This window comes from Pseudactinotalea sp. HY160 (assembly GCF_009372055.1).
In the GTDB taxonomy this organism is placed as follows: domain Bacteria; phylum Actinomycetota; class Actinomycetes; order Actinomycetales; family Beutenbergiaceae; genus HY158.
In genome coordinates, this window is sequence record NZ_WHMT01000011.1 from 1 (window position 1) to 25,285 (window position 25,285).

Annotated in this window: 21 protein-coding genes; 5 read left to right on the forward strand and 16 right to left on the reverse strand. The window is 71.2% G+C overall.

The genetic code is table 11. The features are described from left to right. The 4 genes from GCG21_RS11005 to GCG21_RS11020 all read right to left on the reverse strand — a co-directional run. Positions 1–2,199, reverse strand: a 2,199-nt coding sequence (locus tag GCG21_RS11005; protein ID WP_152909742.1) for a DUF11 domain-containing protein, incomplete at its 3' end; no start/stop codon positions are given. A gap of 166 nt (positions 2,200–2,365) precedes the next feature. Beyond that, positions 2,366–3,829 (reverse strand): amidase, encoded by a 1,464-nt coding sequence (locus GCG21_RS11010; protein ID WP_152909743.1) that lies wholly within the window; start codon positions 3,827–3,829, stop codon positions 2,366–2,368. 21 nt (positions 3,830–3,850) lie between these two features. Continuing rightward, positions 3,851–4,060, reverse strand: coding sequence for a dodecin family protein (locus tag GCG21_RS11015; RefSeq protein WP_152909744.1), 210 nt, complete (start codon positions 4,058–4,060; stop codon positions 3,851–3,853). Between the two features lie 57 nt (positions 4,061–4,117). Then, complete coding sequence (locus tag GCG21_RS11020; protein ID WP_370517459.1) at positions 4,118–5,464, reverse strand: glycoside hydrolase family 125 protein; 1,347 nt, start codon at positions 5,462–5,464, stop codon at positions 4,118–4,120. Positions 5,465–5,609: 145 nt separating this feature from the next. On the opposite strand from GCG21_RS11020, the gene GCG21_RS11025 reads away from it, so the two are divergent. Beyond that, a complete protein-coding gene (locus GCG21_RS11025; protein ID WP_370517460.1) occupies positions 5,610–6,872 on the forward strand; it encodes a glycosyl hydrolase in 1,263 nt (420 codons plus the stop codon). A 194-nt stretch (positions 6,873–7,066) separates the two neighbouring features. Here GCG21_RS11025 and GCG21_RS16285 read toward each other — a convergent pair whose 3' ends face one another. Next, a complete protein-coding gene (locus tag GCG21_RS16285) occupies positions 7,067–7,243 on the reverse strand; it encodes a hypothetical protein (protein ID WP_194165051.1) in 177 nt (58 codons plus the stop codon). 31 nt (positions 7,244–7,274) lie between these two features. On the opposite strand from GCG21_RS16285, the gene GCG21_RS11030 reads away from it, so the two are divergent. Next, on the forward strand, positions 7,275–9,308 hold the full coding sequence (locus GCG21_RS11030; protein ID WP_370517461.1) for a prolyl oligopeptidase family protein: 2,034 nt from the start codon (positions 7,275–7,277) through the stop codon (positions 9,306–9,308). 106 nt (positions 9,309–9,414) lie between these two features. Here the strand turns inward: GCG21_RS11030 and GCG21_RS11035 are convergent, their stop codons facing one another. From GCG21_RS11035 to GCG21_RS11075, 9 genes are all read right to left on the reverse strand, one after another. Continuing rightward, positions 9,415–12,321, reverse strand: a complete 2,907-nt coding sequence (locus GCG21_RS11035) for a family 20 glycosylhydrolase (RefSeq protein ID WP_152909746.1) — start codon at positions 12,319–12,321, stop codon at positions 9,415–9,417. A 314-nt stretch (positions 12,322–12,635) separates the two neighbouring features. Further along, the gene (locus tag GCG21_RS11040; protein ID WP_152909747.1) at positions 12,636–13,208 is read right to left on the reverse strand and encodes a DinB family protein; all 573 of its coding nucleotides are present in this window, start codon (positions 13,206–13,208) and stop codon (positions 12,636–12,638) included. Positions 13,209–13,280: 72 nt separating this feature from the next. Further along, positions 13,281–13,691, reverse strand: a complete 411-nt coding sequence (locus GCG21_RS11045; protein ID WP_194165052.1) for a heat shock protein transcriptional repressor HspR — start codon at positions 13,689–13,691, stop codon at positions 13,281–13,283. A 10-nt stretch (positions 13,692–13,701) separates the two neighbouring features. After that, positions 13,702–14,679, reverse strand: coding sequence for a DnaJ C-terminal domain-containing protein (locus GCG21_RS11050; RefSeq protein WP_152909749.1), 978 nt, complete (start codon positions 14,677–14,679; stop codon positions 13,702–13,704). Between the two features lie 25 nt (positions 14,680–14,704). Continuing rightward, on the reverse strand, positions 14,705–15,310 hold the full coding sequence (locus tag GCG21_RS11055) for a nucleotide exchange factor GrpE (RefSeq protein WP_153878951.1): 606 nt from the start codon (positions 15,308–15,310) through the stop codon (positions 14,705–14,707). Beyond that, positions 15,307–17,184 carry a molecular chaperone DnaK gene (dnaK, locus tag GCG21_RS11060; RefSeq protein ID WP_152909750.1) on the reverse strand — a complete coding sequence of 626 codons (1,878 nt, stop codon included), beginning with the start codon at positions 17,182–17,184 and terminating at the stop codon, positions 15,307–15,309. The genes GCG21_RS11055 and dnaK overlap by 4 nt, the downstream gene beginning before the upstream one ends. Positions 17,185–17,342: 158 nt before the next feature. Next, positions 17,343–17,789, reverse strand: coding sequence for a DUF2269 family protein (locus GCG21_RS11065; RefSeq protein WP_152909751.1), 447 nt, complete (start codon positions 17,787–17,789; stop codon positions 17,343–17,345). A 135-nt stretch (positions 17,790–17,924) separates the two neighbouring features. Further along, positions 17,925–18,848 carry a TIGR03560 family F420-dependent LLM class oxidoreductase gene (locus GCG21_RS11070; RefSeq protein ID WP_152909809.1) on the reverse strand — a complete coding sequence of 308 codons (924 nt, stop codon included), beginning with the start codon at positions 18,846–18,848 and terminating at the stop codon, positions 17,925–17,927. Then, positions 18,848–19,639, reverse strand: coding sequence for a hypothetical protein (locus tag GCG21_RS11075; RefSeq protein WP_152909752.1), 792 nt, complete (start codon positions 19,637–19,639; stop codon positions 18,848–18,850). The genes GCG21_RS11070 and GCG21_RS11075 overlap by 1 nt, the downstream gene beginning before the upstream one ends. A 67-nt stretch (positions 19,640–19,706) precedes the next feature. On the opposite strand from GCG21_RS11075, the gene GCG21_RS11080 reads away from it, so the two are divergent. Beyond that, positions 19,707–20,186 carry a MarR family winged helix-turn-helix transcriptional regulator gene (locus tag GCG21_RS11080; RefSeq protein WP_370517462.1) on the forward strand — a complete coding sequence of 160 codons (480 nt, stop codon included), beginning with the start codon at positions 19,707–19,709 and terminating at the stop codon, positions 20,184–20,186. A gap of 224 nt (positions 20,187–20,410) precedes the next feature. Continuing rightward, entirely contained in the window at positions 20,411–20,824 is a 414-nt protein-coding gene (locus GCG21_RS11085) for a DUF2809 domain-containing protein (protein WP_152909754.1), read from the forward strand. Positions 20,825–20,867: 43 nt separating this feature from the next. Here GCG21_RS11085 and GCG21_RS11090 read toward each other — a convergent pair whose 3' ends face one another. Continuing rightward, positions 20,868–22,745: an ABC transporter ATP-binding protein gene (locus GCG21_RS11090; RefSeq protein ID WP_152909755.1), complete on the reverse strand. Its 1,878-nt coding sequence runs from the start codon at positions 22,743–22,745 to the stop codon at positions 20,868–20,870. Positions 22,746–22,903: 158 nt separating this feature from the next. On the opposite strand from GCG21_RS11090, the gene GCG21_RS11095 reads away from it, so the two are divergent. Next, on the forward strand, positions 22,904–23,875 hold the full coding sequence (locus GCG21_RS11095; RefSeq protein WP_152909756.1) for a glutathione S-transferase C-terminal domain-containing protein: 972 nt from the start codon (positions 22,904–22,906) through the stop codon (positions 23,873–23,875). 225 nt (positions 23,876–24,100) lie between these two features. On the opposite strand, the gene GCG21_RS11100 is transcribed toward GCG21_RS11095, so the two are convergent. Continuing rightward, a complete protein-coding gene (locus tag GCG21_RS11100) occupies positions 24,101–25,285 on the reverse strand; it encodes a pirin family protein (RefSeq protein ID WP_152909757.1) in 1,185 nt (394 codons plus the stop codon).

Genomic DNA, 25,285 nt, shown 5'->3' on the forward strand with positions numbered 1-25,285 from the left:
CGGCGGAGTGCCCGTGGCCGAGGCGACGTTGTGCACGCTGCCCGCATCCACATCCGCCTGCGTCAGCGTGTACGTCGCCGTCGCGGTGACGGACTCACCCGGAGCCAGCACACCCTCGCCGGTCGCGGCCGACCAGTCATAGGACAGCTCCGACAGACCCGCCAACGGATCCGTGATCACGACGTCGGTCAGGGTCACGTTCCCCGCATTCGACGCGGTGAAGGAGTAGGTGACGACGTCGCCCACGTTGCCCTGGCCCGCGAGGTCGGCGTCCTTGACCAGCGTGATCGCCGGCGCCGGATCCGTCGTCGGAACCGTGGCCGGGTCCTCATCCTCGACCGGATCGGAGGGAATCGGCGTGCCCGGGTCCTCCGGATCGAACGTCGGCGGCGGGGTGCCCGTGGCCGAGGCGACGTTGTGCACGCTGCCCGCATCCACATCCGCCTGCGTCAACGTGTACGTCGCCGTCGCGGTGACCGACTCACCAGGCGCCAACACACCCTCACCGGTCGCAGCGGACCAGTCATAGGACAGCTCGGACAGACCCGCCAACGGATCGCTGATCTGCACATCCGACAGGGTCACGTTCCCCGCATTCGTCGCGGTGAAGGAGTAGGTGACGACGTCGCCGACGCCATTCCCGTCGGTGGTCTCACCCGACTTGATCAGCGTGATCGCCGGCTGCTGGTCGAGGGGGACGGAGGCCGTGTCCGTGTCGTCCACGTCGGGTCCGGACGGCGGCGTGCCGACGACCGTGGCGGTGTTGTCGATCGATCCCGCATCGACGTGTTCCTGGGTGACGATCAAGGTCGCCGTCGCCGTCACCGTCTCCCCCGGCGCCAGCTCACCGGGCGCGCCCGGCCAGTCGGAATAGGTGAGGGTCGACAGCCCCGGCAACGGGTCGCTGATGTCGACCCCGGTGAGGAGCACGTTGCCCGTGTTCTCGGCGGCGAAAGTGTAGGTGACCGTGTCCCCGACGACGAGCGCGCCACCGTCGGAGACGGTCTTCGTCAGCGCGATCGACGGCGCGTGCGCCTCGTTGGTGATCGTGCACACGACGTCGGCACCGGCCAGCGCGGAGGGTTGGGTGACGGTCCAGGACGGCGCCTCGCCGCTCGTGCTCACCGTGCCTTCGGTGGCTGCGTCGACACAGGAGATCGTGCTGATGTAACCGGCGAGGTCGGCGCCGCCGGCGGCCGCTTCGGAGAGCGTGAACTCGTCTCCGGGCTGAGCGAAGAACGCGCCGACGGTCTCGGCCTGAATCCCGGGCGAATCACCCGTGGTGGTCGCCGTGGAATCGCTCGGCAGATACGGCTGACCACTCGCGCTCAACTCGAACTGGTCCCCCGGGTTCTGGCGGTCCCCGTCGATGTTCTTCTGCAGGGTGAGCATGCTCGGCGACGAGCAGCTGGCCATGTCCGTGGGGCTGAAACCGGTCGGCATGTCTGTCGAATCGACCTGCACGCCGGTTGCCGGGTTGACCTCGTAGATCTTCGATGACGTCGAGATGAACAGGTTTCCCTGGGCGCCGAACGCGATCCCGTTGCCCTCCGTGCCTTCCGGGAGATCCGCGAGGAACGTGGTGCTCAGGTTGCCGGTCCCGGCGGCCGTGGGCATGGCGCCGTTGACGCGATAGATATTGCGATCGGCGACGATGATGAGCTGGCCGCTCGAGGTGAAGGCGAGGTCACCGTTCGCACCGTTCATTCCGGTGATCCAGCCGGCCTGGAAGCTTGCGCCGGTGCTCGGGTCATAGGCCCCGAGGAACACCGGCCCACCGCCCACGCCCGGCGTATCGGTGTAGTAGTAGATGCCCGTCTGGGGGTTGACGCCTCCCCGGATCAGATAGCGCGCGTCGGCGCCGTCCGTGAGCGTCACATCCGGAATGAGAGTGGTCCCCGTGACCTGGTCGTGGACGCGCAGACCCTTGGCGGTTCCCGCGGGGACATTGTCGGCCGTATAGACGTAGCGCCCCTCGGCGGAGACCCCCAGGCCGTTGTTCTTCTGACCGGTGATGACGGCGGCCGCGCCGAGGGTGCTGGCCGTCGTGTCGAACGCCCGGACGTTCCCGAAGTCGTCCTGCACATAGACGGTCGAGCCGTCGCAGACCAGCGGATCCGCGGCATACGCCGGCTCCGCATTCATGACAGTCCCGACGGCGACGAACGAGGCCGCGACAACTGCCGTCGACGCCGCCATCCCCACCAGCTTCTTCAGCAATCTTCCCCGATTGCGCGTGAAATTATGCAAGGCACAGCCCTCTCAACCCTCGGATCCCGCCGATTTATACTGCGAGCGTAGCAGTTCGCAACGGTTCGTCCAGCTTGCATTCGGTTTGAGAACTGTCAAGGACGGTTGAGAATCGTTAAGAACCGGGAGCGAAATCCGGTTCGAGGCTCGCCGCGAGCGCGAGCAGGAGATCCTCCCGGCCCGTGCGGGCGCCGAGCATGGCGCCGAACGGGAGCATCGGCCCGGCGGGTTCGGCAGGTTCGGCAGGTTCGACAGGGCCGGCCGCACCGCCGCCGACCCGGGCCCGGTGCACGGGCAGGGAGATCGCCGGGGCGCCGAGGATGTTCCAGGTCGAGGTCCACGGGGTGTAGGCGCACTGGTCCTCGAAGTCCCGGGCCGGATCGGCGTCGTTGCGGATCGAGCCGATCAGCGCGGCCGGCTGGGCGAGCGTGGGTGAGAGCACGAGGTCGACGTCCGCCCAGGCGGAGGCCGCCTGCCGCTGGAGCTGCTGGCCGTTCGCGATCGCGTTCGCGTAGGCGACGCCGCCGACGCCACGGCCCCGCTCACGCATCCACCGCGTCAGCGGCACGAGCAGGTGCTCCCGCTCGGGCGGGATGGGGGCCTGCGCGGCCATGACCGACCAGACGTCCTTGAAGGGCTGCCACTGCTCCGCCGGGAACGGCACGCCCACCTCCTCGACCCGGTGACCCCGGGCCTCGAGGAGCGCGATCGTCTTCTCGACGGCGCGGATCGCCTCGGGGTGCACGGGCGCATCCGGGGTGATGAACGGGGTGAGCACGACCCCGACGCGCAGCTGCCCCGGGTCGGTGTCGCAGGCGGCGAGGAACGACCCGGCGGCCGGGCGCGGCAGCAGCCGGTCGTCACCGGGCCAGGGTCGGGCGAGCACGTCGAGCGCGAGCGCGGTGTCGCGCACGTCCCTGGTGAGCACCCCGCTCGTGGCCAGCGCCGCGCCGTCCACCCCGTTCGGTCCCGTGCTGATCCGCCCGCGCGAGGGCTTGAGCCCCACGAGACCGCACGCAGCGGCCGGGATCCGGATCGATCCGCCCCCGTCGCTTCCCTGCGCGATCGGCACCATCCCACCGGCGACGGCCGCCGCGGCGCCGCCGGAGGAGCCGCCCGGGGAACGGGTCTCATCCCACGGGTTGCGCACCGGCGGGGCGATGTCGGTCTCGGTGTACGGCGGCAGCCCGAGCTCGGGGGTGGCGGTCTTGCCGACCATGACCGTGCCGGCCTCGCGCAGGAGCGTGACCACGCCGTCGTCGACCGGAGCCACGAAGTCCGCCAGGGCCGCACTGCCGGCGGCCATCGGCACCCCGGCGACCATGTTCAGGTCCTTGATCGGCACGGGCACGCCGAGCAGCGGCGGCACGGGCCCGTCCCCGGCGGCCGCGAGCAGCCGGTCGGCCGCACGCGCCTGGGCGAGCGCGAGCTCGGGCGTGACGCGAACGAAGGCCGCGAGGGCGCCGTCCCTGCGCTCGATCCGCTCGAGGGCCGCCTCGGTGGCCTCGACGGCGCTCGCCTCGCCCACGCGGATCGCCTCGGCGAGCCGGCGGCCCGTGAGATCCATGAGTTCGCTCATGCCCCGAGCCTACGTCGCAGCTCAGTCGTCGAGGATGAACGTGACCTCGAGAACCACGTGGTAGGTGGTGACGATGCCGTCGACGAGTTCGACCTTCTGCTCCTTGACCCAGGCGCCGGAGATGTTCCGGAGGGTCTCGGCGGCGCGTTCGACCCCCTCGCGGATCGCGTCGTCGAAGCCGACGTCGGAACGGACGGTGATCGTGGTGACGCGGGCGACGGAGACGGCCATGGATCCTCCTTGATCGGGCCCCCATCCTGGCCGGTCCGCGGGCCCGGCGCAATGGGACTACAGGAGGCCGGCGGCGTCGAGCGCCAGCTCGCAGAACATCATGTTCGCCCAGGAGAACCACTCGCGGGTGAACGTCGACGGGTCCCCGGCGTCGAAGCTCTCGTGCATCCAGCCCGTGCCGCCGTCGGTGTCGATGAGCAGGTGCAGGAGCCGCCGCTTCTCGGCCTGGTCGGTCGTGGTCAGCCCCTGCACTGCGAGCGCGATCGGCCACACGTGCCCAGGCGGGGTGTGCGGGCTGCCGACGCCGGCCGCGGCGGGCCCGGAGACGAAGTGCGGGTTGGCCGTGGACAGCACCCGGCGGCGGGTGTTCTGGTAGATCGGGTCGCTCACCCGCAGGTCGCCGAGAAGCGGCAGGCCGAGCAGGCTGGGCAGGTTCGCGTCGTCCATGAACAGCGCGCCGCCGAGACCGTCGACCTCGTACACGAGGTGGGCCCCGGGTTCGCCGTGGATCCGGCCGTCCGTCACGCGGCCTGGGCTGAGCTCGGCCCCCTCGTACAGGCCGTGGCGAGCGACGCCGTCCAGAATCTCGAGACGAAGGTGCTGCGCCTCGGCCGCGAGCGCCGAATCGGAGAAGCCGAGCACGGCCAGATCCGCGATCTGGCGCAGCGCGCGGGCGGCGAAGAGCTGGGCGGGGATGTTGTAGCCGTAGGTGCAGGCGTCGTCGGAGGGCCGGAAACCCTGCCAGGTCATGCCGGTGTGGGCGACCGGGGTGCCGCGACCGTCCCGGGCGAGGGTCTCGGTCGGGGGCATTCCGGCGCGCACGAATCGGTACGCGGAGGCGTCGTGGCGCTGCTCGAGGCGCCACGTGCGCACGATCGCGAGGATCGCCTCGTGCAGGGTCGGGGTGAAGAACTCCGAGGGTCGGATCACGTGCCCGATGAGGTGCCAGGTGCGGTGGGCCAGGTCGACCGGGAACGCGAGGGAGTCGATCTCGTACTTGCGCTCCCACAGGTGCGGATCGGAGTCGAGGTCGCCGGGGTGATAGGCGGCGCCGGTGGGGCCGTCGTTGAACGCGTTCGCGTACGGGTCGTGGCAGATGAACCCGAACTGGCTGCGCAGCACCCCCTGCACGAGTTCGCGGGCCTGGGCGCTCGCGGCCATGAACGGCAGCAGCGGCCACAGTTGGGCGCTCGAGTCGCGCAGCCACATCGCCGGGATGTCGCCCGTGATCACGAAGACGCGGCCCGCGTCGCCGGCGGTCATCGTGCGTTCGACCGTGTCGCGCGTGTAGGTGCTGAACCGGGCGGCGATCTCCGCGCCGAGCCGCGGGGCGTCCGGCCATGCCTGCTCGATCCGACCGGCCGCGCGATCCAGTTCGCGGGCGAGGTCTCCTTCGATGTGCACTCTTCACCTCATAGCTTGCGGCACGGGTCTCGGCCGCGCGGGTGGATGGGGCCGGGCTTCGACCATGGCAGGCTACCTGAGAGAGTAGTGCCAGCACTGGGCCGCCCGGCGGCCGTCGCCATCCTGAGGTCGTGAGGAGACCCGCGTGAACGCACCCCGCTTCGGAGTCAACTACACCCCCCGCTCGGGCTGGTTCCATCACTGGCTCGACTTCGACGCCGCCGAGGTCCGGGCGGACCTCGAGGTGATCGCCGCACTCGGTATGGATCACGTGCGGATCTTCCCCATCTGGCCGTACGTGCAGCCCAATCGCACCCTCATCCGCCCGCGCGCCCTCGATCAGCTCGCGGAGGTCGTGACGATCGCCGGTGCGGCGGGCCTCGACGTGAGCGTCGACGGCATCCAGGGCCACCTGTCCAGTTTCGACTTCCTGCCGGCGTGGACCCAGACGTGGCACCGGGCGTCGATGTTCTCCGATCCGGCGGTGATCTCCGGGCTCGCCGCCTATCTCGAGGCGATCGCGGGGCGGCTCGCGGACCTGCCGAACTTCCTCGGCATGAGCCTGGGGAACGAGGTGAGTCAGTTCTCCTCGACCGAGCATCCCGAGCCGCACATGGCGACCCCGGCCCACGCCCACGCGTGGGCCGAGCGGATGCTCGCGGCGTGCGAGGCGGGCGCGCCCGGCAGGGAGCACCAGATCTCCGAGTACGACCGGGCCTGGTTCTCCTCGGACCATCCGTTCACGCCGGCGATGGCGGCCCGGCTCGGGTCGGCGACCACCATCCACTCGTGGGTCTTCAACGGCACGGCCGCCCGGTACGGCAACCTGTCCGAGGAGAGCGTGCGCCTGGCCGAGTACCTCATCGAGCTCGGCCGGGGCTGGGCCACCGACCCGGCGCGGCCGATCTGGCTGCAGGAGATCGGGGCGCCGATGCCGCCGCTCGCGGCGGACCAGCCCGTGGAGTTCCTCGAGCGCAGCCTCGCCCACGCCCTCGACACCGAGCGGCTGTGGGGCGTGACCTGGTGGTGCTCCCACGACGTCTCCCGCGAGCTCGCGGACTTCCCGGCGCTCGAGTACGACCTCGGGCTCATCGACTCGCAGAACCGGGTCAAGCCGGTCGGGCGCGCGTTCGCGGCGGCCGCGGCCACCGCCCGGAAGCAGGCCGCGGTCCCGGCCCCCCGCAGCACCGCCGTCGTGCTCGACGTGCCCGACCTGGAGCCGGGGGCCGGGTACAGCGCGAACGGGCGGGAGGTCTGCGCCCCCGGCGGGGAGTTCTTCGAGGCGTGGATGCGGCTGGCGATCGCGGGCGGGCGGCCCACGGCCGTGCTCGCTTCGCGTGTGGACGACGCAGCTCACCTCGCGCAGCGAGGCATCACCGAGGTGGTCCACCCGGCCGATCTCGGCTGAGATGACCGGCGGGCTACTCCCACACCATCACGAAGCAGTCCGGCCGCCCCTCGCATTCGGCAGGCAGGTCCCAGGCGGCCGAGGGGGGCCCGTGAGCGCCGCCCGCCGTCAGGCTGTGCCCGAACCTTCAGCCCGTGCGGGCGGGCGTCCTGCTCGTCGAACACGGGCGCGACGACGGCGCCCGGCGCGCGGGCCTACGGCCGGCGACTGTCGTCGTCCGAACGCCCGAACATCCCGGTGGCGATCCAGGCGAGCGCGACGATCGCCCCGCCGACGGCCGGATAGCCGTCGACGTCTCGGAACAGCGTGAAGCCCGCGCCGTAGAGGATCGAGATCGCGAGGGCGACGAAGGCGAGGATGCGACGGCTCATCCATCCATTCTCCCGCACTAGTGTGACGTGCGTGAGTGATCCCTTTGCATGGCTGGAAGACGTCGACTCGGACGAGGCGCTCGCGTGGGTGCGCGAGCGGAATGGTGAGCGGGCCGCCGAGCTCGCCGCCGGGGCGGGGTTCGCCGCGCTGCAGGAACGGATCCTCGGGATCCTCGACTCGCGGGACAAGATCCCGAGCGTGTCGAAGATCGGCGAGCACTACTACAACTTCTGGCGCGACGAGGACCACGAGCGCGGGCTGTGGCGGCGCACGAGCCCCGAGTCGTACGCGAGCGAGGATCCCGACTGGGAGGTCGTGCTCGACCTCGACGAGCTCGGCCGGGTCGAGGGCGAGAACTGGGTGTGGCACGGCGCCTCCGTCCTGCGGGGGGCGGGAGAGTACCGGCTCGCACTCGTCAGCCTCTCCCGGGGCGGCTCGGACGCCGACGTCACGCGCGAGTTCGACCTCGTGGCCAAGGACTGGGTCGAGGGCGGGTTCCACCGCCCGGAGTCGAAGGGCGGCATGGGGTGGATCGACGCGGACACCGCGTTCGTGTACACCGACACCGGCCCCGGCTCGATGACCGCCTCGGGGTATCCACGCCTCGCACGGCGGTGGACGCGCGGCACCGACCTCGCCGCGGCGCCGATCGTGTACGAGGGCACGCCGGAGGACATGTACGTCGCGGCCCTGCACGACTCGACCCCCGGGTTCGAGCGGGACCTCGTGGTGCGGACGATCGACTTCTACTCCTCCGAGGCGTTCCTGCTCGCGGGCGGGCGGTTGACGAAGATCGACGTGCCGGACTCGGCGGAGATCGACCTGCATCGCGAGTGGCTCACGGTGGAGCTGCGGGAGGAGTGGGCCCCGGGCGGCGAGGCCGGCGCGCCGGTCCACGCGGCCGGCTCACTGCTCGCGATCCCGCTCGAGGACTTCCTCGCCGGGGCGCGGGACTTCCGCGTGATCTTCGCGCCGACTCCGGCCACCGCCCTCGTGGGGGCCGCATGGACCCGGTCCCACCTCGTGGTCAACGTGCTCGAGGACGTGAAGACGCGGCTGCACGTGTGGACCCCGACCGGCGGCGCGTTCGTGCGGGGCGAATTCCCGGGGGTCCCCGACGTGGGGACCGTGGGGGTGCGGCCCGTGGACGAGAAGTTCAGCGACGACGTCTGGGTGGTGACGACGGACTTCCTCACCCCCACGACGCTGCAGCTGGCGACGGTCGGCGGGGCGCCGAGCCCGCTCAAATCCCAGCCGCGCTTCTTCGACGCCTCGGACCTCGTGACCACGCAGCGGTTCACTCGCTCGGCCGACGGTACCCGGGTGCCCTATTTCCTCATCCACCGCCGCGAGATGCCGCTCGACGGGTCGACTCCCACGCTGCTCTACGGGTACGGGGGCTTCGAGATCTCGTTGACTCCGTCCTACTCGGGGGTACTCGGGGCCGCGTGGCTCGAACGGGGCGGGGCCTACGCGCTCGCGAACATCCGCGGCGGCGGGGAGTACGGCCCCACGTGGCACCAGGGCGCACTCCGGGAGAACCGGCACCGCGCCTACGAGGACTTCGCCGCGGTCGCCCGGGATCTGGTGGCCTCGGGGCTCACGTCGCGGGAGCACCTGGGGATCCAGGGCGGGTCGAACGGCGGCCTGCTCACGGGGAACATGCTCACCGGGTACCCGGAGCTGTTCGGTGCCGTGGTGATCCAGGTGCCGCTGCTCGACCTGAAGCGCTATTCGCACCTGCTCGCGGGGGCGTCGTGGATCGCCGAGTACGGCGACCCCGATACCGACGACTGGGAGTTCATGGAGTCGTTCTCGCCGTATCACCAGATCGATCCCGAGCGCGCGTATCCGCCCGTGCTGCTCACCACCTCGACCCGCGACGACCGGGTGCATCCGGCGCATGCCCGCAAGTTCGCGGCGGCCCTGGCGGCGGCCGGGCAGGACGTGACCTACTTCGAGAACGTCGAGGGCGGTCACGGGGGCGCCGCCACGAACGCGCAGGCGGCGCACATGGCGGCCCTCGCCTACGAGTTCCTCGCGACCCGACTCGGGCCGGTCTGATCGACGCGTCTGCGGGGCACGATCCGTCGGCACCTCGCCGCTGCTGATCACCGAGCGGGGAGGATCCACCACTCGCGCGGTGGCGAATCCTCCCGACTGCGGGTGGTCAGGAGCGGTGGGCCGCGCGACGACGCAGCGTGAACACGGCTCCGGCGATGAGCAGGAGGGCCGCGAGCGCGATGCCCGTCGGTTGTACTCCCGTGTCGGGCATGGCTCCCGGCGCCGGATCGGCCCCGTCGTCCACGCCCTCGGCCGCATCCGATCCGGCGTCCGCGCTCGTGGCCGCGGCTGCCGCCTCGGTGCCGCCGGACTCGGGATCGGCGCCCGTCTCGGTGCCCGCAGCGTCTGCGCCGCCCGAATCCGCGCCACCCGAATCCGCGCCGGCACCCGCGTCCGAGCTGCCGCCGGCATCCGAGCCACCCGTGCCCGCGTCGCCGTCGGCGCCGGTATCAGTGTCGCCGCCGTCCTCGGCGGCCACCTCGATGATCACGGTGCCCGCGACCTCCCCGACCGGCACGGTCCCGCGCACGGCGAGCTCGTAGGTCCCGGCCTCGGCGAACTCCGGAAGCTGGGCGTATACCTCGATGAGCGAATTCATCACGCGGCCGGTCGTGCGGCCCTCGTCGGTGTAGTGGAACCCCCGCTCCATCGCGAGCCGCACGGGAACGTCGACGCCCGCGAGCGTCGCGGTGACGGTCGCGTCCGCCACCTCCGCGGTTCCGGGGGCGGCGACGTAGCCGACGAGTACCTCGCCGCCGGCCTGAGACACGTCCGCGACCGGCGCGGGGGCGAAGCTCGAGTACCAGTCGGTGACCTCGGGCACGAGTTGGAACGTCGCGTCCTGGGTCAGCAGCGACACGCCCGCGGCCGGGACGCGACCGGTGAAGTCGGCGAAGCTGCGCCGCGCCTGCGGCGTCCAGCCGACCTCCGCGTGGGCGAGGAGCCGGGGGAACACGAGGAACTGCAGGTCGTGCAGGGTGCGCAGGTGCTCGGACCACATGGGCCCTTCGACCCCGAGCACCCCGGCCTCGTCGACCCCGGCCATCGAGGTCGGGTTCCAGTTGTAGAAGTCGTCGATCCCGCACGCGGTGCCGCCGCAGGCCCAGCTCGGCCCACTCAGGTCGGTCGTGGGGATCTGCGGGTAGTAGGCGTTGCCCACCTGGGACAGGAGGATCTTGCCGCCGCGATTCTCGACGAGATCCCGGGTGCCCTGGCTGATCCCGCCGTTCCACTGCTGCACCACCGTGCCGTCGGGCAGGGCATCGGGTGTCGAGGTCGCCTCGTTCCACACGATCGGAAGCCGACCGGTCTCCGTCACGATCTCGGTGACCCGCTCCATGTAGTGCGCGTAGTCGTCCCCGGTCGTCGTGGCCGACTCGTCCCCGCCGATGTGCAGGTACGGCGATGCCGGAGCGAGCGCCGCACCGGCGCCCTCGGCTGCGGCGACCCCGGCGATCGTGTCGTCGACGAGCTGGGAGAGCACGTGCGTCAGGAACGTGTAGGTGGCCTCCGAGCGGGGGTCGAGCGTGGTCTGCGCGAAGGTCGACTCGTCGAAGGCGTCGACCCGGGTGTTCCCGGCGGCGGGCTTGGGGAAGGCCCCCGCGGTGTTGAGTTCGTCGATCGCGTGGAGCATCGAGTTCGCGTGGCCGGGCCCGTCGATCTCGGGCACGACCATGACGCCGCGCTCGGCCGCATAGGCGACGAGTCCGCTGAACTCCGCGCGGGTGTAGAAGCCGGTCCGGCCCGCCGCGGGCGCGTAGTTCGACTTGCCCGCCATGTAGGCGGTCGCACCCGAGCGCTCGGTCAACTGGCTGTAGTCGATCGTGTCGGCGTCGGCGCGGCCCTCGTTGTCGACCGCGATCCGCCAGCCCTGATCGTCGGAGAGGTGGACGTGGAGCACGTTGAGCTTGAACTGGGAGATGAGGTCGATCAGCTCCTCGACCTCCTCGACCGGCCAGAACGAGCGCGCGGGGTCGAGCATGAGTCCGCGCCAGGCGTACCGCGGAGCGTCCTCGATGTGCACCGCCTCGAGCGTCGGCGCCACGTCGAGGGCGACGGGGGCCTGGGCCCACGGTCCGAGGAGTTGCACGAGCGTGCGCACGGCCCAGAGAGCGGCTCGGGGGCTGTGCGCGACGATCCGCACGCCGTTCTCGTCGACGTCGAGGGTGTACGCCTCCTCGTCCCGCCCCGCTCCCACGCTCAGCGACTCGTCGATGGCCAGGGAGACGGCGCAGTCCTGCCCGGTCGGCAGGGTGAGCCCGGTCGAAGTGCCGATGGCCTCCCGGAGCCGGTCCGCGACCGCCTCGAGGGAGGCGTCGGAGAGGGAGAGGCACGAGTCCGCCGCGAGGGTGAAGCCGGTGCCGCCGGTCGCCGTGGCCTCGAGCGGCAGCGGCACGAGGGAGGCGTCGAGCGGCACCGCATCGACCGGGGGCTGCCCGATCGGCGTGCCGAGCACCTCGATCTCCCATATCGCGAGCGCCCACTGCTGGCTCTTGCCCGAGATCTGCAGGCGCAGGTGGCTCCCGGTCGCGGGCTCGTCGAGCTCGGTCACCACGATGCCGTCGCGCACACCCGTGATCCCGGTCGCGATCTCCTCCCAGCGGACCCCGTCCTCGGAGATCGAGAGCGCATAGGGGTCGCCGAAGGTGTTTCCCCAGTCGACCGCGACCTCGGAGACCGCGGACTCCTGGGCGAAGTGGATGTCGATCCACGCGTCGTCGGAGTTGTTCGCGCTCCATCGGGAGGAGTCGGGCGCATTGTGCACGGTGGGATCGGAGCGGTTCTCCGCGGGCCCGTGGTCACCGTCGATGGTCAGCCGGGGCCCCCACCGGTCACCGACCTCCTGGCCGGAGGCGGTGACGATCGAGGCGAGGGACAGGTTCTCGGGATCGCCGGTGTCGGCCGCCGCCGGGATGACCATCGCTCCCGCGAGGGCGAGGCTCGCAGTGGCCGCGAGCACCACGGTCGAGGCGCGGCCATGAGCGATCTCCGCGCGAAGTGTCTGGTTCGTCATTGAAGAACTCCGTTTCAGGCGCGCCACTACGATGCGCCGCGATCTAAAACGATCATAACTGCTCAGGAATGACCGATGCAACCTGCGCAGTCGGCCCGTGACCCACGGGCGTTCGCGAGCGTTTGCGGACTCGTCGCGGGTACGGGCGCGACCATATGCGCCGGCGCGCCGGCGCGACGGCGCAACCGTCCTACCGTCCGCCGCGAGGCCGCCCACCGCAACGCGCACGCGATCCGGACCGGGCGCCGTCCACGCGCACGTGCGGATCCGCGCGCGACGGCACGGGATCGACAGCGGCGACGGCGCGGCGATCGCTAACGGATGGCGCGCTGCCCGGAGACGTCCCACCAGTGATGCACGAGGTCGTGCAGGGCGTACTGCAGCAGGGTGACCACGGTGAACCGGGTGCCGTCGCTGCGCAGGCCGGTGCGCTCGTACTCACTCGCCGGCACGGCGTGGATCGCGACGGCGAGGGCGTGCGCGGAGTGCTGCAGCTCCTCGGCCACGGCCCGCGGCGCGCGGCTGCCGTAGCCGCCGTCGACGGCCGCCCGGTTCTGGTCCCAGTCGGGGAACTCCGGGTCCACCCGGATGAGGATGAGGCCGAGTCGGCGGTCGAACACCTGACACACCTCAGCGACGTGGGCCGCGTACTCGATCGGCGACCAGACCCCGGGTGCCGGGCGCCGGTGCAGATCCGCGCTCCCCGAGGTGAGCAGGCCCTCGAACGCGGCGGCGATCCGTGTGGCCGCGTCGGCCACCTGAACGGGCTCGAAGTCGGCCGACGTGAGCCCGCAGTCCGGGCAGGTCCGGCTCAGCACCCAGGTCCAGTCCTGCGTGTCGACCGGGACCTCGGGGCCCTGGGCGTGCTGGGGTGTGTCGGCGCTCATGCCGCCCAGCGTAGAACGATCGGCGCGGCCACGGTAGGGCACGGGCGGGCACGGCGGGGCTGCTCGGGGCGGTCAGCGCCCCTGACGCCACACGACGAGGGCCCGCGAGGCCCCCTCGGCGCGCCGCAACCGCGTTCCGAGCGGGAGGGCCACGACGTCGCCGCTGCTGCTCGCCGCGAACACCCGCTGTGAGGTCGCCTGCCGCTCCCGCAGCCGGGCGTTCTCGAGCTCGAGTTCCTCGTTGCGGACGGCGAGCTCGAGGATGCGCTTGATGCCGGCGAGGTTGATGCCCTCCTCCTGCGAGAGCCGTTGCACCTCCCGCAGCACGTCGACGTCGCGCGGGGAGTACCGCCGTCCCCGCCCGGCGGTGCGCTGGGGCACCACCAGGCCGAGGCGGTCGTAGCTGCGCAGGGTCTGCGGGTGCATCCCGGCGAGGTCGGCCGCTATCGAGATGAGGTAGATCGGGGCGTCGTAGCGAGCCATGGGACGACCCTCAGGCCTGCGCCGCTTCGGCCAGGCCGACCCGCGGGTCGGTGCCGTCGCCGGCGGCCTCGAAGTCCGCGAGCGCGCGCGCCGCATCCTTGCCCAGCTTCCGGGGAACGGCCACCTCGACGGTGACGATCAGGTCACCGGCGCCCTTGGCCGACTGCACGCCCCGGCCCTTGACGCGCAGCCGGGTGCCCGACTGGGTCCCCGCGGGCACCTTGAGCCGGACCGGCTCGCCGCTGAAGGTCGGCACCGAGATCTTCGCCCCGTTGACCGCCTCCGGGAACGTGATCGGCACCGTCATCGTCAGGTTGCGGCCGTCGATCCCGAACACGGGGTGCGGGTCGACGGCGACCGTGACCACGAGGTCACCGGCCGGTGCACCGCCGCTGCCCGGGCGGCCCTTACCCCGCAGACGGATCCGCTGGCCGTCGTGCACGCCCGCCGGGATCCGCACGTTGAGGGTCCGGCCGCCGCTCATGGTCAGCGCCACCTGGGCGCCCTCGACCGCCGCACGGAAGCCGAGCGTGGTCGAGGCGGCCATGTCGGCCCCCCGCTGCGCCCCGAAGCCGGCGGGCGCGCCGCCGCCTCCGAAGAGGCCGCCGAGGAGGTCGTCGATCGGGACGCCGCCGCCGGTGGAGTAGCCCATGCGGCTCCCCCCGTGCGCGCCGCCCGCGAACATTCCGCCGAAGAGGTCCTCGAAGCCGCCGGCGGCCCCGCCGGGGCCGGAGGCGAACCGTGGTCCGCCCCCGGCCATGGCGCGCAGGGAGTCGTACTGCTGGCGCTGCTCGGCATCGGAGAGGACGGCGTACGCCTCGCCGATCTCCTTGAACTTCGCCTCGGCCGCCTCGTCACCCGGGTTCTGGTCCGGATGGTACTGGCGCGCCAGCTTGCGGTACGCCTTCTTGATCGCGGCGTCGTCGGCGTCCTTGGGCACGCCCAGCGAGGCGTAGAAGTCCTTCTCGATCCAGTCCTGGCCGGTCATGCCCCACCTCCTGCTCGCATCACGTTCACTCCGGTCCGGCGACCCCGACCCGCGCGGGCCGGACGACCCGGTCGCCCACGCGGTAGCCGGGCTGCATCACGACGTCGATGACGTCGGTGGCGACGTCCTCGCTCGCGCGGTGCATGAGCGCCTCGTGCACGGTCGGGTCGAACTCCTCGCCGACCTGCCCGAACCGTTCGACGCGGTAGCGCTGACTCAAGGTGGTCTCGAGCTTCTCCGCGATCGACGCGAACGGGCCGTGCAGCTCGTCGTGCCGGCGTGCGAGCTCGATGTCGTCGAGCACCGGGATGAGCGCCTCGACGGCGTCCGCCTGCCCGCGCCCGAAGGCGTCGGCGGCATCGGCCTTCGACCGCTGCACGTAGGTGTTGAATCGCTGGTCGAGGTTGTACAGGTCGGCCTTCGCCCGCGCCAGGTCGTCGGCGAGGTCGAGCGCCTCGGCCCGCACGGTGGCCAGTTCCTCGGACTCGGGTGCGGCATCCTCCGCGCCGGCGGCCCCGGGGGCGGTGGCGCCGCCGGCTGCGGCGGCGCCACCCTCCCGAAGTTCGCCGGTCACGGGGTCCAGCTTCCGCTTGTCACGGATGACCGGCTCCTCCTGATCGGCTGGGGTCACTTCTTCTCCTCGTCCTCATCCACGATCTCGGCGTCGACGACGTCGTCATCGTTGCTGCCACCGGCGGGGGCCTCCCCCGTCGCGCCCTCGGCTCCCGCCGCACCGTCCGCGCCCTCGGCCTGACCGGCGGCGTAGAGCGCCTCACCGATCTTCTGGGACTCGGTGGTCAGCTCGCTCTGGGCGGTCTTGACCGCCTCGAGGTCCTCGCCCTTGAGCGCTTCCTGCAGCTTGGTGACGGACTCGCGAACGCTCGCTGCGACGTCCTCAGGCAGCTTGTCGGCGTTGTCGGTGAGCAGCTGCTCGGTCGAGTAGACCTGCTGCTCGGCCGTGTTGCGCACGTCGGCCTCCTCGCGGCGCTTGGCGTCCTCGGCGGCGTGGGCCTCGGCCTCGGCGACCATGCGGTCGATCTCCTCCTTGGGCAGGGCCGAGCCACCGGTGATGGTCATCGACTGCTCCTGACCGGTGCCGCGGTCCTTCGCCGACACGTGCACGATGCCGTTCGCGTCGATGTCGAAGGCCACCTCGATCTGCGGCATGCCGCGGCGGGCCGGGGCGATGCCGGTGAGCTCGAAGGTGCCGAGCGGCTTGTTGTCGCGGGCGAACTCGCGCTCACCCTGGAACACCTGGATGAGCACCGAGGGCTGGTTGTCCTCGGCGGTGGAGAACACCTCGGAGCGCTTGGTCGGGATGGCCGTGTTGCGCTCGATCAGCTTGGTCATGACGCCGCCCTTGGTCTCGATCCCGAGGGAGAGGGGGGTGACGTCGATGAGCAGCACGTCCTTGCGCTCGCCCTTGATGACCCCGGCCTGGAGGGCCGCACCGACCGCGACGACCTCATCCGGGTTGACGCCCTTGTTGGGGTCCTGGCCACCGGTGAGCTCCTTGACGACCTCGGTCACGGCGGGCATGCGGGTGGAGCCGCCCACGAGGACCACGTGGTCGATGTCGCTCAGCGCGATGCCGGCGTCCTTGATCACGTTGTGGAACGGGGTCTTCGTGCGCTCGAGCAGGTCCTTGGTCATGTCCTGGAACTGCGCGCGGGTGAGGCGCTCGTCCAGGTGGATCGGGCCGTTCTCGCCCATGGAGAGGTACTGCAGCGAGATCGTGGTCGAGGTGGCCGAGGAGAGTTCCTTCTTCGCGGTCTCGGCGGCCTCGCGCAGGCGCTGGAGGGCGATCTTGTCCTTGCTCAGGTCGACCCCGGTGCCGTTCTTGACCTGGGTCACGAGCCAGTCGACGACGCGCTGATCCCAGTCGTCGCCGCCGAGGCGGTTGTCGCCGTTGGTGGCGCGGACCTGGATCGTGGAGAAGTCGTCCTCGTCCTTGCCCACCTCGAGCAGCGAGACGTCGAACGTGCCGCCGCCGAGGTCGAATACGAGGATGAGTTCGTCCTCCTTGCCCTTCTCGAGGCCGTAGGCCAGGGCCGCCGCGGTGGGCTCGTTCACGATGCGCAGCACGTTGAGGCCGGCGATCTGCCCGGCGTCCTTGGTCGCCTGCCGCTCGGCGTCGTTGAAGTAGGCCGGCACGGTGATGACCGCGTCGGTCACCGGCTCGCCGAGGTAGGACTCGGCGTCCTTCTTGAGCTTGCCGAGCACGCGCGCCGAGATCTCCTGCGCGGTGTAGGTCTTGTCGTCGATGTCGACGCTCCAGTCGGTGCCCATGTGGCGCTTGACCGAGGAGATGGTGCGGTCGACGTTCGTGACCGCCTGGCGCTTGGCCACCTCGCCGGTGAGCACCTCGCCGGCCTTGCTGAATGCGACAACCGACGGCGTCGTTCGGGCGCCCTCGGCATTCGCGATGACGGTGGGTTCGCCACCTTCGAGAACGGCGACCACGGAGTTGGTGGTGCCGAGGTCGATTCCGACCGCTCGTGCCATGTTGCGTACTCCTTGTTGCTTGACTGTCGGGGGATTGAGTGTGTGTCACTCAAGTCTTGAACTGCGTTCAGTGTGCGCCCTGAGTCGGGTGCTGTCAACTCGAACCTGAGTCCACTCGGCTCAACCCTGACTCGCGGGGGACTATTCCCGTGTCGACGTCAGACCCCGGGCTTGAACACCATCACCCAGGTCGCGACCGCAAGGAGCGCGACGATCACCCGGCTACCCCAGGACCAGCGGCGCAGGTGGCGCCCGGCCTCCTCGAGCCGGTCGGCCTCCGCAGCCCGCTGCGCTGCGATCGCGGCACGGCTCTGGAAGACGGCCCCGACCAGGAACGCCGCCCCGAAGAGCACGAAGGACGCCGCGATCCACCCCTGCCCGAACGTCACCGAATCGCTCAGCAGCACGATCCACACCCCGAGACCGATGACCAGGATCGGCGCCGGAGCGAACACCGCGGGCCCGATCACCCTCAGGCTCGCGATGAACCTGCCCACCCCGGAGCCCTCGCGCAGGACGTGGGTGGCGAGGGCGCTGAGCGTGAGCGCCCCTCCGACCCAGACCATCGCGGCGATGATGTGCACGAACAAGAGCCAGCTGTACATGTGGATTCCCTTCCTTGCGTTGAGCGTGTGTCGGGGCGATCGGGGCACGCGGGTGCGCACGGAGGCGCACGGACACGTGCGGGTACGCACGGATGCGTGCGGCCGGACCGCGGCAGGTGCTGCCCCTCGATCGGATCAGGGCCGGTCGCGCGTATCCGGTCGATCTGTGGCGGCTCGTCGGTGCGTGTCGCCCGGGGCGAGGCCACGCAGTGCGGGGATGGCGGCCGCGAGGATTGCGATCGTGTCCTCACTCCAGGCGCCCGGAGCGATCACGACCGCGTGCTCGATGCCGAGTGCGGCCAGCTCGGTGCAGCGGCGGATGAACTGCTCGGGGGTTTCGCCGGGAGAGAGCCGGGTGCTGACGGTCTTGTCGATCTGGTCGTAGGGTCGGCCGACTGCTCGGCAGTGGTCCGCGAGCACGTCGAGCTTGTGGGTGAGCGTCGTTCCGCCGTCGGGAATGTCGAACAGGTTGCAGGCGTCGGCGTAGGCGGCGACGAGTCGCAGGGTCTTGCGCTCCCCCATGCCGCCGACCAGGATCGGTGGATGCGGCCTGGTGAGCGGCCTTGGGCTGGCGATGGGCCGTGCGAGCTCGTAGTGGTCGCCGCTGAAGGCGGCCGCATCGCCGGCGAACATCTGTCGGGCGAGCCGAAGCACGTCCTCGAGGCGTTCAAATCGTTCGGCGACCGCCGGCAGCGGAAGGCCCATCGCGCGGGCTTCGTCCTGCTGATATCCGGCCCCGAGCCCGAGCCACGCACGCCCACCGGAGAGAACGTCGAGGGTGATCGTGGCCTTGATCAGCAGCGCGGGCGGCCGGTAGGTCGCGGCGCTGACCATCGTGCCGAGCCGGACCCGCCGAGTCTGACCGGCGAGGAAGCCGAGCGTGGTGTAGGCCTCGAGCATCTCCGCATCGGGGGTGCTGTTCGGGTCGGCCTGCACGAGGTGATCGGCGACCCAGACCGTGTCGACTCCGGCGGCATCGGCCGCGCGCACGACCGTCGTCAGTTCCTCCGCGAGTCGCCCGCGCCACGAATAGTCGGTGATGTTCACGCTCACGCGCATCATGCACCCGTCCCGGTCCCGGCCGTGGGCACCAGCCGGTAGAACACGGGCATCGGCCCGACGTCGTTGGCACGCAGGTTCGACAGCACGTAGCTGCGGAACGTCCGCTTGCCGAATTGGCGGATCGCGAACACCGGCAGGCTGACATCCCAGCGCGCGAAATTGACGAGCGGGTAGTCCCCCGGGCCGACCGGCATCAACGGCGTGGAGTTGTCCATCCCGGTCTCGGCGACGTACCAGGCCGCGAGCCGCTCCCACAGGGCCAGGGCCAGGTCTGGATCGGCCCCGGCGAAGTAGTTGAACAGGTACAGGCCCGGACGGGTGGTGTCGACGTCCGCGATCCGGCGCGGGCACCGTGCGGCCATGACGTGGCTGTCGGTCGCTGCGGCGCCGACCGCATCGAGGAGCCGGCGGTAGGCCCCGGCCCCCTGCACCCGCGCGAGGCCGTCGAGCGAGACGGTCTCGATCAGCACCGCGACGTCGTAGCGGGCCAGGTGGGCGTTCTGTCGACGCGCGATCGCGGTCGGCGGCGGCATGAAGATCGCGCGGAAGAGGGTCACGCGGGTCACGTCATCGAGACGCTCCAGATCGGGAACGAGGCCCGTGAGCCGTTGCAGCAACGCGGCGCGGCGCCGACTGGGGCGCACGAACGGCGGCCCCTTCCCGGGCGGGTCGACGGCCGCGGCCACGTGCAGGAATCCCGCGGAGGGCGACTCGAGGAACGGCGGCGTGCCGTAGCGCGGGTCGGGGTTGACGATGGTCGGCCGATGCTCTGCTGCGTAGTGAACCATCAGTCATTCTAATCACTCGAACCGTTCGCGTACAAAGGGTTCGTTCACGATGCGATACGCTGCGTGCGTGACCGCCCCCGAACACTCCCCGATCGGCCGCGACCTGACCCGCGTGGCGAAGCTGGTCGGCCGCTCCTTCGACGACGCGCTCACTGCGGTCGGCGGCTCGCTGCCGCAGTGGCTCATCCTCATCGCCCTCAAGTCCGGGCGCGCGGCCAGCCAGCGCGCGCTCGCCGACGACATCGGAATCGGGGGCGCCACCCTGACCGTCCACCTCGACGCGATGGAGGCCGACGCCCTCCTCACCAGGCGGCGCGACCCGACCAACCGGCGTGTCCACCTCGTCGAGCTCACCGATCGCGGCGAACAGGCCTTCCGTCGGCTGCGTCGCGCCGCCGGCGATTTCGATCGCCGACTCCACGCCGGGCTCAGCGAGGCCGACATCACGACCTTGCGACGCCTGCTCGCGCAGCTGCAGCACAACGTCCGGGCGGCGGACGACCAACGGTCGCCTGAGGGGCCGGTCCGCGGCGGGAGCGTGCGGTGAGAACGCCGAGGATCCGGGAGGGTTGCGATGCGCGATCACCGCGGTCGAGAGTCGCCACCGAGACGCCCGCACGATTGGCCCGTCCAGCCGGTGCGGCGGCCCGATCACGGCCCCGGCCCGCCCCGCGTCCGCGGTGTGGATGCTCGGCGGGGATCTCGTGCAGGTCCGGGCGCCCGGGGGTGCCCCGCCCATGCGCTCGCCGTCGCACTTGATTGACTGCCGTCATGACTGCTCATGGACGGCGCCGCTCACGCCCGCGCACCCTGTCGGCCCTGGCGGTGGTCGTCGGGGCGGGGCTGGCCCTGCAGACAGTGCGCCATCTGGCCGGATCGGACGTGGCGGGCACCGTGCTCTTCGCCGTGGCGGCGGTGCTCCTCGTGGCCGCGCTGCTGCCGCGACTCGGTGCCGCCGGCGCCGCGACCCTCGGCGCCGGCATCGCGCTCGCCGTCGAATTCGCGCAGCTGACGCCGCTGCCCGGGCTCGTGGTCGACCGCGTTCCCATGACCCGGCTCGTCCTGGGCAGCTCCTTCGATGTGGCCGACACGCTCGCCCTGCTCGCGGGCGGGATCGTGGCCTGGCTGCTCGTGCGCACACTCGACGGCCGTTCCCGACGCGCATCCGCGGCGCCCTCGACCTGAGCCCCGGCTCCATCCCGACCCGGGTCCCGGTGGGGCCGGATCCCTACCCGACGACGTCGTAGGTGCGCAGCCGCCGCCTATCGGCCTTCGCGGTGGAGTTCTGCAGGCTGAGCAGCTCGGCGTAGATCCCCCCGGAGGCGGCGAGCTCGGCGGGCGGGCCGAGCTCGTCGATCCGGCCGTCGCGCAGGGTGATGATCCGATCGACACCCGCGATCGTCGAGAGCCGGTGGGCGATGATGAGGGAGGTGCGCTCGGCCATGAGATCGTCGAGCCCCACCTGCACGAGCCGCTCGGACTTGGTGTCGAGGGCACTCGTGGCCTCGTCGAGCACGAGCACCGGGGCGTCCTTGAGCATCGCGCGGGCCACGGCGATCCGCTGCTTCTGCCCGCCCGAGAGCTTCATTCCGCGCTCGCCGATCACGGTGTCGAAGCCGTCGGGGAACTTCCGCACGAATTCGTCCACGGCGGCCCGGCCCGCCACCTCGGCCACCTCCTCGTCGCCGGCCCCGGGCGCCCCGTAGACGATGTTCTCGCGGATCGTGCCGGAGAAGAGCGACGCGTCCTGGAACACGACGCCGATACTGCGGCGCACCTCGTCCAGATCCGCGGTCGCGACGTCGAGGCCGGCCACCTCGATCCGCCCGGAGCGCATCCGGTAGAGCCCGAGCAGCAGGTTGACGATCGTCGTCTTCCCGCCCCCCGACTCCCCCACGAGCGCGATCTTCTCCCCGGGCGCGACCTCGAAGCTGATGCCATCGATCACGTTCGGGTCCGTGTCATAGCCGAACCGGACGTCGTCGAAGCTGATCATGGACGCTCCGGACCCACCGGAGCCGCCGGACGTGCGGGCCTCACCCTCCTCGACGAGCGCGGGCTCGGCGAGGGGCGCACCCGAGGCGGGCTGCGTCGTCCCCACGCTCGCGGGAAGGGCCGCGGCGAGAACGGCGGGATCGAGTTCCATGACCTCGAAATAGGACTTCGAGCCGGCGATCGCGCGCTGGGCGGAGTCGACGACCCAGCTCAGGCTCGTGACGGGGTCGCGGGCCATCGCCATGAGCTGCACGAGCATGACCATCTGCCCCACGCTCAGGTGGCCGCCGACGGTGCGCACGAAGATGAGCGCATAGAGCCCGAAGAAGATGACGTTGAGCACGCCGCGGCGCAGGGCGTCCATCCGGTGCCAGTACACGGACTGCTCGCGGGTGAGATCGACGGTCGCGTCGAAGTGATCGGTGAAGCCGGCCAGCTCGCTTCGCTCGCGCGTGAAGGACTTGACCACCCGGATCTGCCCGACCACCTCGTTGAAACGGCCGGAGGCGAGGTCGACGTGGGAGTTCTTGCGGCCCTCGAGGCGTTGCCAGCGGCGGGAGGTGAGCGCCGTGAGCCACAGGTACACGGGGTAGGCGATCGCGAGCAGGACGGCCAGCGGCCAATAGTGCCAGGCCGAGATCGCGAGCACGGCGATCGTGGTGAGGGTGAGGGTGGCGAACATGTTCGAGACCGTCTTGGCGAAGTTGGCGATCTCGTTGATGGAGCGGTTGAGGCGGGCGACGATCGTGCCGGTGAGCTCGTTGTCGAAGTAGCGCTGCGGCAGGCGCAGGAGCTTGTCGTAATAGCGCACCGAGAGGATCGTGCGCATCCGCGCGCTCATGACATCGCCCCAGTAGCCGCCGATGTTCGAGACGACCGAGTTGAGCAGCTCGGCCGCGAGCACGGCGGCGGCGATGAGCACGACGGTGCGGACCGCGGCGCCGACCTCTCCGTCGCCGTCGATGGTGGCCACGATGACGTCGGTCGCGTGGCCCGTGAGGAACGGCACCGCCAGGGCCGCGCCGGTCGTGATCGCGGCGACGATCATGATCCCGATGTAGTAGGGAGTGAGCGAGCGCGTGAAGCGCAGAATGCGCGCGAGTGCAGACAAGACGATCCCTCCTCGATGCCGTGACCCAGCGTAGGCGAGCGGGCCGACACCGGCCGGCACAGCATCGCACGCGGTGCGTCCTGTGAGCCGTTCGGGGGTGGCGAAAACGCGTCCCCCATGACAAGATAGTTGAGAATTTGACTAGATGGGAGTGCGAGATGGGCGAGCAGGCCACCTACGTCGAGTCCGGCAAGGAGTTCACGCGGGACATGAACTACATCCCCGACCGGATCACGGCGACCCCGGGGGTCTCGGCCGACCCCCTCGACGAGACCGCCGATCGCGGGTCCGCCCGGATCGACGTGCCGACCTGGCCGGTGGAGCCGGGGCGCTATCGGCTCGTCGCCGCGAAGGCGTGCCCGTGGGCGAACCGCTCCCTCATCGTTCGTAATCTCCTCGGCCTGCAGGACGTCGTCTCGGTCGGGATGCCCGGGCCCACCCACGACGCCCGCAGCTGGACCTTCGACCTCGACGAGGGCGGGGTCGACCCGGTGCTCGGCATCGAGCGCCTCCAGCAGGCCTACTTCGCGCGCTACCCCGACTACCCGCGCGGCATCACGGTGCCGGCGATCGTGGACGTCCCGACGGGCCGGGTGGTCACGAACGACTTCCCGTGGATCACCCACGACTTCTACTTCGAGTGGCGCGAGCACCACCGCGCCGACGCCCCGGACCTGTGGCCGGTCGAGCAGCGCGAGGAGATGGAGCGTGTCATGCGCCGCGTGTTCACCGAGGTGAACAACGGCGTGTACCGGTGCGGTTTCGCCGGGTCGCAGGAGGCGTACAACGACGCCTACGACCGGCTGTGGACGGCGCTCGACTGGCTCGAGGATCGGCTGCGGGGGCGCACCTACCTCATGGGCGAGAACCTCACCGAGGCCGATATCCGCCTGTTCACCACGCTCGTGCGCTTCGACGCCGTCTACCACGGGCACTTCAAGGCCAACCGGAACAAGCTGACCGAGATGCCGAACCTGTGGCGCTACGCCAAGCACCTGTACAACATCCCCGAGTTCGGCTCCACGGTCGACTTCGACCAGATCAAGGAGCACTACTACGTGGTGCACCGCGACGTGAACCCCTCGGGCATCGTGCCGAAGGGTCCCGACCTGAGCGTGTGGACGGCGTAACACGCCTCGCTCGGGGAAGCCTGCTGGTCCGGGACGACAGCCAGTCTCCCCGGGTGCAGCCACGCACCACGGCCGGGGAAGCTTGCTGTTCCGGGGCAACAGTCAGTCTCCCCGGGTGCGGCCACGCACCACGGCCGGGGAAGCCTGCTGTTCCGGGGCAACAGTCAGTCTCCCCGATCGGCGTGACGTCGCGCTCCGGCACGTGGTCGCGGGCCGGAAGGATGCTCAGCGCCGGCGGGGGCGCAGCGTCACCGCCGGCAGCTCCGGGCCGGGGATGTGATCGCCACCGTGACCGGGCACGGTTCCGAAGCGGCGCGGCCGGCGGGCCGGATCGCCGGCGGGTACACCGGTCGGGCCCGGGGCCGCATCCGGGCCCGCGGCGCCGCCGTCCCAGTCGGCCGCCCAGTCCGCACTCGCTCGGGCGACGTCGTCGTGGGAGCGCCCCACGAAGTTCCAGAACATGACGACCGGCTCCTCGAAGGGCTCGCCCCCGATGAGGATCACCCGGGCGCCCTCGTCGCCGGCCGTGAACTCCAGGTGGTCCCGGTCGCCACCGAAATAGACGAGGTTCCCCGCGCCGATGCGGCCCCGGAGCACGTCGGCGCCCTCGCCCTCATCGACACCCGCCCCGACGGCACCGCCACCAACGCCGTCGCCGCCCCGGGTTCCCGCACTGCTCTGGGCGCCGCCACCACCGACCACCCGGCCGGACGGGGAGCGGTCCGGGACGTACTCGTCGACCGGCTCGGCCGGCTCGATCCCGCCGGCGAAGACGAGCAGGCCGTGCTCCCAGCCGCGCTCGACGGCGAGGCGCACGGACGCGCCCGGCTCGATCACGCCGTCGGCACCCACGAGCGGGCTGAACACTCGCGCGGGCGAGCGGGCACCCGCGAGTTCACCGATGAAGACCTCGAACCGGTACCCGGCTCCGGAGACGGCCGGCAGCTCGGTCACCTGCTCGAAGTCGGGCGGCCCCGAATCCGGCCCGCTCGGGGAGGCGAGCCACAGCTGCACCCCGGCCAGGGGGCTCCCCGCCTCGGAGAACTCCGAGTGGGAGACGCCGCGGCCGGCGGTCATGAGGTTGAGCTCCCCCGGGTTCACGTGCACGTCGGATCCGAGCGAGTCGCGGTGGCGGATCCGCCCGGCGACCGGCCACGTGACCGTCTGCAGTCCGGTGTGGGGATGCGGCAGTACCGTCATCGCCGCGGCGCCGTCGCCGCCGTCGAACTGGTCGAGGAAACACCAGGCGCCGATCGTGGGCAGCCGGCGGTGCGGGAGCGTGCGCCGCACCGGGATCGCGCGGATGCCCCCGAGCGGCACGGTCCGCGGGGCGAACACCTGCAGCTGCCTGGGGCAACGCACGTCCGGCTCCGCGACCGTCTCGCCCGGATGCGCCTCGAGGTTCGTCAT